Annotated in this window: 6 protein-coding genes; 1 reads left to right on the top strand and 5 read right to left on the bottom strand. The window is 68.9% G+C overall.

The window, feature by feature from the left end; translation table 11 throughout:
* Entirely contained in the window at nt 1-432 is a 432-nt protein-coding gene (locus Q0066_RS01235) for a VOC family protein (protein WP_298129262.1), read from the top strand.
* Between the two features lie 19 nt (nt 433-451).
* Here Q0066_RS01235 and Q0066_RS01240 read toward each other — a convergent pair whose 3' ends face one another.
* From Q0066_RS01240 to Q0066_RS01260, 5 genes are all read right to left on the bottom strand, one after another.
* Nucleotides 452-835, bottom strand: coding sequence for a type II toxin-antitoxin system VapC family toxin (locus Q0066_RS01240; RefSeq protein ID WP_298129264.1), 384 nt, complete (start codon nt 833-835; stop codon nt 452-454).
* 131 nt (nt 836-966) lie between these two features.
* Entirely contained in the window at nt 967-2,115 is a 1,149-nt protein-coding gene (locus Q0066_RS01245; RefSeq protein WP_298129266.1) for an FHA domain-containing protein, read from the bottom strand.
* 1 nt (nt 2,116) lies between these two features.
* The gene (locus Q0066_RS01250; protein ID WP_298129269.1) at nt 2,117-3,397 is read right to left on the bottom strand and encodes a VWA domain-containing protein; all 1,281 of its coding nucleotides are present in this window, start codon (nt 3,395-3,397) and stop codon (nt 2,117-2,119) included.
* A gap of 2 nt (nt 3,398-3,399) precedes the next feature.
* A complete protein-coding gene (locus Q0066_RS01255) occupies nt 3,400-4,671 on the bottom strand; it encodes a protein phosphatase 2C domain-containing protein (RefSeq protein ID WP_298129271.1) in 1,272 nt (423 codons plus the stop codon).
* A partial coding sequence (locus tag Q0066_RS01260; RefSeq protein ID WP_298129272.1) for a tetratricopeptide repeat protein occupies nt 4,668-6,187 on the bottom strand: 1,520 nt, incomplete at its 5' end. The genes Q0066_RS01255 and Q0066_RS01260, both read right to left, overlap by 4 nt.

Consider the following 6,187-nt stretch of genomic DNA (forward strand, 5'->3'; position numbering starts at 1 on the left):
ATGGAGCAACGGCTGCACTTCCTCACCCTGGCGACCCCCGACCTCGACGCGGCACGCCGGTTCTACCGCGACGGCCTGGGCTGGACGGTGTCCTACGACGAGCCGGGAGAGATCGTCTTCTTCCAGATCGCGCCGGGCTTGCTGCTGGGCCTGTTCGATGCGGAGAAGTTCGATCAGGACCTACTCCGCGACCGCTCGACGAGTGGGGTCAGCGGCGTGACGCTCGCCCACAACGTGCCCGACCGGGAGAGTGTGGTTGCGACCCTCGCCGCGTTCGCGGCGGCCGGTGGAACGATCCTGAAGCCGGCGCAGGAGGGAGCCTTCGGCGGAGTCTTCCACGGGCACGCGGCCGATCCGAACGGCGTGATCTGGGAGATCGCGCACAACCCCGGCTGGCGCATCGATGACGACGGTCGCGTGGTCTTCGAGTAGGGCAACCCGATCAGTGGGTTCAGCCGAACAGCATTACCTGGGCGGTGTGTCCGGAGCCGGTGAGCTTGGCATCGCAGGTGTGCAAAGGAACCGACAGCGCCTCCGCCAAGGCCAGGTAGCCCGCGTCGTAGCTGGTGAACTGATGCCGCAGTTGCCAGATCCGATCAGCCAGCGGTTCACTCTCGTGTCGCACGATGGTGAAATCGAAGTAGCCCCGGAGAGCCTGCTCGGCGGTCTGGGCGTCGAGGTGCCCGCCGAGGGTGAGGCCACGCAGGGCGGACAGCACCTCGACATCGAGCAGATGCGGCGCGTGGATATCGCCGCGTAGGGCGTCCAGAAGCCCGGGTTGGACGTCGCGTCCGACCAGCGCCTCAACCATCGCCGAGGCGTCGACCACGATCATCGGCGGTCTGCTCAGCAAATGCCCTCAGTCGCACCAAAGCCGCTCCAGCGTCATCCAGGACTTGATCCGGGATCTCTCCCGCCCGAGATCCCGGATCGGAGCCCGGGATGACGAGGCAGGGGATTTACGGGTCAGGCGTTGAAGGCCTGCTTCTCGTCGTCGGTGGCGGCCCGGATGACGATGCGGGTCCATCCGCCGAGGTAGATCCGCTGATCGGGGGCGAACTCGACGCGGCCGCGTCCGATCGGGGTGGTGGGCAGCGGACCGGCGGACGATCCGAGGAAGGTGCCGTTGGCCGACTCGAGATCCTCGATCCACCAGCGGGTGCCGTCGCTGGTGACCTGGGCGTGCCGCCGGCTGACGCCGGAATCCAGCGCGCAGTCGATGTCGGGGTGGATGTTGCGGCTGCGCGACGTGCGTCCGATCAGCGCAGAACTCGCCCGCAGCGGCACGACCTCGGGAAGGCCGGGGGACGGCAGGGCGTCCGTCGCGCCCTGGGTGGCGTACCAGTCGGGATCGATCCAGATCTCCGCCACCCATTCGACCGAGGTCGGACGAGCCTGCAGCGGACGGCGCGACGGCGGCGTCGGGACGGGCGGCTCGGCCGGCGCCGACTCGGAGCCGGCGGGCGGTGCGGTCGGAGAGACGGCCGCGGGGGACTCAGCTGGGCTCGCTACGGGGCCGGGACCGTCCAGGGATGTATCCGCGGGCTGATCGGAGCCAGCCACGCCTGGCTGGACAGCCTCAGGCTGGGCCTGCTGAGCTTCGGGGCTTGGCGCGTCCGGCGAGGGAAGATCGGGCTGAACGTCCTGGCCCTCGGCTTCGTCGGCCTCTTGGGGTCTCGACAAGCTCGACCAACGGGGGTCGGGTTCGACCTGCCCGGCTTCCGAGTCCTCGGCGTCACCGGGTCTCGACAAGCTCGACCAGCGGTCACCCACCTCGTCGCTTTCCTGGGCGGCGTCAGACCCCGGCAAGCTCGACCAACGATCCGCGTCGCCCTCGGGCGTGGGCAGGCTCGACCACTGCGCGGGTGGGACCTCGGCACTCGGCGTCGCCGAGCGCGGCATGGTGCCGGTGGTGAAGTCGTAGCCGCAGGCCTCGCAGAACAAGGCATCGGGGGCGTTGTTGGTGCCGCAGGCCGGGCACAACGCACCCGGCAGCGGCTGCACCGGTGCGGCAGCGGCCGGCGGCGGGGCGTCCGCGCCCGGGGTCACCGGCAGTCCGCACAGATCGCAGTAGTCCTCAGACTTTGAGGTGTGTCCCGCCGGACAAATCGCCATGTCAGCCCCTGATTCGCGTGGTCTTGGTGGACGCCGTGTCGAGCGCCATCTCGTCGGCCTTGGCGACACCGCGCTTCAGCCGCACCGTGCCGGTCTCGGCGTTGTCGATGTCGACGACCTTGCGCAGCTTCGCGGTGGCTTCGGCGTTGCCGGTCTCGGCGGCGAGCTGGGCGGCGCGGCCCAGCTTGGTGGTCGCCGTCCGTTCGTCCCCGGACGCCTTCGCCTGCAGTCCCTCCTGGATGGCCTGCGCCAGCTCGGTCTGCCCGGTGTAGTGCGCCACTTCGGGATTGATCTGCGCGGTCAGGTTCGTGTCCGAGGACCACTTCGCCTTGACCAGGCCCTGGGTCAACACCTCGGGGCCGACCGCCAACTGGACGCGGGCGGCGAGCTGCTCCTGCCCGACCGACTTGGCCGGCAGCCGGATCTGCACGTGGTAGTCACGCTCCTCATCGCCCCACGAACCGGTCGGGTACGCCTGGGTGAGCGGGTTGATCGGCACGCCACGGTCGGTCAGATCCTCCACGGTGGGGGAGACCTGCCGGACGAACAGCACCTGCGCCCCCTGCGGAATCCAGATCCGCAGGTCGGCCTGCGCCACGCCACGTCCCATCGACTTCTGCATCAACTCGGCGAACACCTGTCCCAGCGCGGACGGGTTCGGAATGATGTCGACGGTGCCGAGCAGTGCCTGCGCGATGGTGCGGATCTCCGAGACCTTCCAATCGACCCCCACGCCGCGGCAGTCCACCTGGAACTGACCGACGCAGTTGCGGATAGCCATGTCGAGCTGCTGCTGGGTCTCGTTGTGGTTTTCGCCGTCGGTGAGCAGGATCGCGTGCTTCTGGGCGAGATGTCCGATCGAGTCGAACAGGGCTTTGGCCAGGTTCAGCCAGTTGCCCATCGCCGTACCGCCGTCGGCGCGGAAGTAGCTGATCGCCCGCCGCGCGTCGGCCCGGGTACGGGCATCCATCCGCACCATGCCGGCTCCGGACTGCACCATCGGGTAGGCCAGGTACGCCTTGTGGTTGCCGGCCACCACGGCGAAGTAGGTGCCGTCGAGAATGTGGTCGAGGGCGACCATCGCCGCTTGCTTCGCCGCCGCCATGTTGACGTTGCCCATCGAACCGGAGGTGTCGACGATGATGATCTCGCCGGCGTCACCGCTGCCGGTCTGCCCGGCCGCTCCGGCACCGCTGCAGGCAACGGTGACGATCGCGTTGACGTCGGTGCCGCCGTCGGGCAGGAACTCGTTCTGGTAGACCGCGGACGTGAACAGGGCCATTCTCAGTCCTTCTCCTCGACACTCGTGCTCGACGCCCTCGCACCGGCGGCGGGCTCGTTGAGGTCGTCCGAAGGTGCTTGTGGCGTCCTGTTCAGGTTAGCCGCCAGCCGAGCCAGGGCCACGGTGATGTTGTCCTTGCCGCCTTGCGAGTTGGCCCACCGCGCCAGGTGACGCGCGATCTGCACAGGCTCGTCGCTCTCGGCGGACGCCGCCTGCAACTGCTCGGCGAGTGCGGTCGGCTCGGAGGCGTAGTTCCACAACCCGTCGGTGCAGAGCAGCAACCAGCCGTCGGACGGCGCCGCGAAGACGCCGGTGTCGGGAACGATGTCATCGGCATCCCGGCCGAGCCAGCGGGTGATCGCGTGCGCCTGGAGGCTGTTCTCGGCCTCTACCCGGGACGCGCCGCCGCGGATCAGCTCTTCGGCCACCGAATGGTCGGTGCTGAGCTGGACGTGGGCGTCGTCGGCGAGGAAGTAGATCCGCGAGTCGCCCAGGGACGCCCAGTGCACCAGACCGTCCTCGACGACGGCGGCCGCCAAGGTGCAGGAGGCGGCGTTGGGGCTGTCGGGGGCGGTGTTCTCGATGACCGCGTGCTGGGCTTCGGCGGTGGCCTCGATCAGCGCGGTGCTGAGTGGGTCGGGTTCGGCTGCGTCGGCAGTGGGTCTCGAGAAGCTCGACCGGCGGTCGTCCGACGAGTTCGCGCGGCGGTCGTCTGACGAGTTCGACCAGCGCCCGGCGAGAACGTCCCGTGCCCGTTCGGCGGCGGCCAGCGCCGCGACGTCGGAGTCCTGGGAGCTGGAGACACCGTCGCAGACGACCAGCACGGCGGCGCGGTCCGGCTCGGACGCCGCCCACAGCGCCATGGCGTCCTCATTGCGGTTGTGCACCAGGCCGCGATCGCACACGCCCGCCAACCAGGACCCCGGAACGGCCTCGAAGTGATCACGTGCCGAGGGCGCCTTGGCGCCACAGGTCTGGCAGTAGCCGTCGGCGTCCACCTCGCCGCCACACTCGACGCAAGGCGGCCTCGACGCCTTCGGCCGGTTGAACTTGACCGTCTCCTCCGTGGTCAACCCAGCCCTGGCCACCGGCCCGACCTCGGGGTGCACGTCGGCACCGCAGTTCTCGCAGTACCGCTGATCGGGCCGCACGGACGCGCTGCAGGACGGGCAGGGCGCGGTCAACGCCAGCGTGCCGTATTCCTGGGCTGCCGCATTCGCGGCCGCCTCGTGCTCAGTGGCCCACAGCGGCCAGGCAGGGGACTCATCGGTCACAGCAGACTCCACCCTCGGATCGCGTTGGCCCTGTCGACCAACTCGGCACGTTCCTCGGCGTCGGCGCTCAGTTGCGCCAGCCGCCGGTAGCAGCTTTCGAGCTTGTCCCGCAGGTCACGCTCGGTGTACGTCGTGGCACCCAGCTTGACCGCACCATTGGACGCCAAGGCGAGCGCCCTGGAGTGAATGTCGGCCTCGAACTTGAGGTGACTGACCTGATCGAGCCGGGCATGCTGCAGCACCCGCAGCGCCTCGGCCAGATGCGCGGCGTCCTTGCCGAGCGCGATCAGGTGCTCGGTGGTCAGCTTCTGGGACTCCTGATAACCGCGGGAGGTCTGCGGGATCAGTTCCAGCGCGGTCAGGGAACCAGGCAGGTCGCCGCGCGAAGCGCGAATCCGGGCCAGTCCGAAGCCGGCGGGTGTCACGTAGTTGGCGTCGGTGACCGCGCAGATCCGGTACAGGCTCTCGGCGACGTCCTGCTGTCCGCCGAACTCGCACGCGACCGCCAACGCCAGCTTGGGTGCCAGCTCGCCGGGGAGTTGACCGTAGACGGCGTTGAACGACGACAGCGCAGTGCTGTGATCGCCGCGCACCAGGGCCCCCAGGCCGGCCATCCAGACCGCACGCCATTCCCACGGATCCTCGGTGAGCAGGGTGTGCACCGACTCGTCCAGCACCCGCTGGTTGCCGGTCTCCAACGCCGCCAGGCAGCGGGCCAGCAGCACCTCGGTGGAGAGCGAGGGGGGCCGGGTCAGCGCGCCCAGCCGATCGACCGGGTCGCTGAGATCAAGGGAGTCGAGCCACGCCGCCTGCGGGTCGCTCGGATCGCGGCGCAGCTGCGGCAGCTGTCGCCAGTCGAAACGGTTGCCCGACACCGACGGCGCCTCGAAGAGCGGCGAGCTGATCGACGTGGACGCCGTCGTGCCGGACGCGGTCGCCACCACCTCGCGCAGCACGCCGAGCATCTGCTGACGCAACTCTTCAGCGGTGTTGAACCGGTCGTTGGGGTCGCGCGCGCAGCACTTCAACAGCAGCCGGTACAGCGAGTCGTACTGTGCGAAGGCAGGCAACTGATCGGCCGGCGGAATGCTGAACTCGAACTCGCTCTGATAGCCGGGCACCTCGGCGCAGAGCACCATCAGCGTGCGCCCGATGGTGAAGATGTCGGACGCCACGGTCGCGCCCGCCTGGGCCACCTCGGGTGCCTGATAGCCGACCGTGCCGTAGATCGCCGAATCGTCGTCGTTCGCCCGCCGGACGCCGCCCAGGTCGATCAGCTTCAACGAGTCGCCGACCTGAATGACGTTGTCGGGCTTGAAATCGCAGTACAGCAGACCGAGATCGTGCAGGTAGCTGAAGGCCGGCAGGATCTCGATCAGGAAGGCCAGCGACTGATCGACCGGCAGCGGGTCGTAACTGCCGCCGTTGGTCTCCATCCGCTGCTTGAGCAGCTGTTTCAACGACCGGCCGCCGACGTACTCCATCACGATGTAGCCGTTGTCGTCATGGGTGACGA

The organism is Micropruina sp., assembly GCF_027492755.1.
GTDB lineage: Bacteria > Actinomycetota > Actinomycetes > Propionibacteriales > Propionibacteriaceae > Micropruina.

Bases quoted from the DNA above. Each gene is read 5' to 3' on its own strand.
- Q0066_RS01240 (WP_298129264.1), bottom strand. From the start codon at position 835: ATGATCGTGGTCGACGCCTCGGCGATGGTTGAGGCGCTGGTCGGACGC.
- Q0066_RS01250 (WP_298129269.1), bottom strand. From the start codon at position 3,397: ATGGCCCTGTTCACGTCCGCGGTCTACCAGAACGAGTTCCTGCCCGAC.
- Q0066_RS01245 (WP_298129266.1), bottom strand. From the start codon at position 2,115: ATGGCGATTTGTCCGGCGGGACACACCTCAAAGTCTGAGGACTACTGC.
- Q0066_RS01235 (WP_298129262.1), top strand. From the start codon at position 1: ATGGAGCAACGGCTGCACTTCCTCACCCTGGCGACCCCCGACCTCGAC.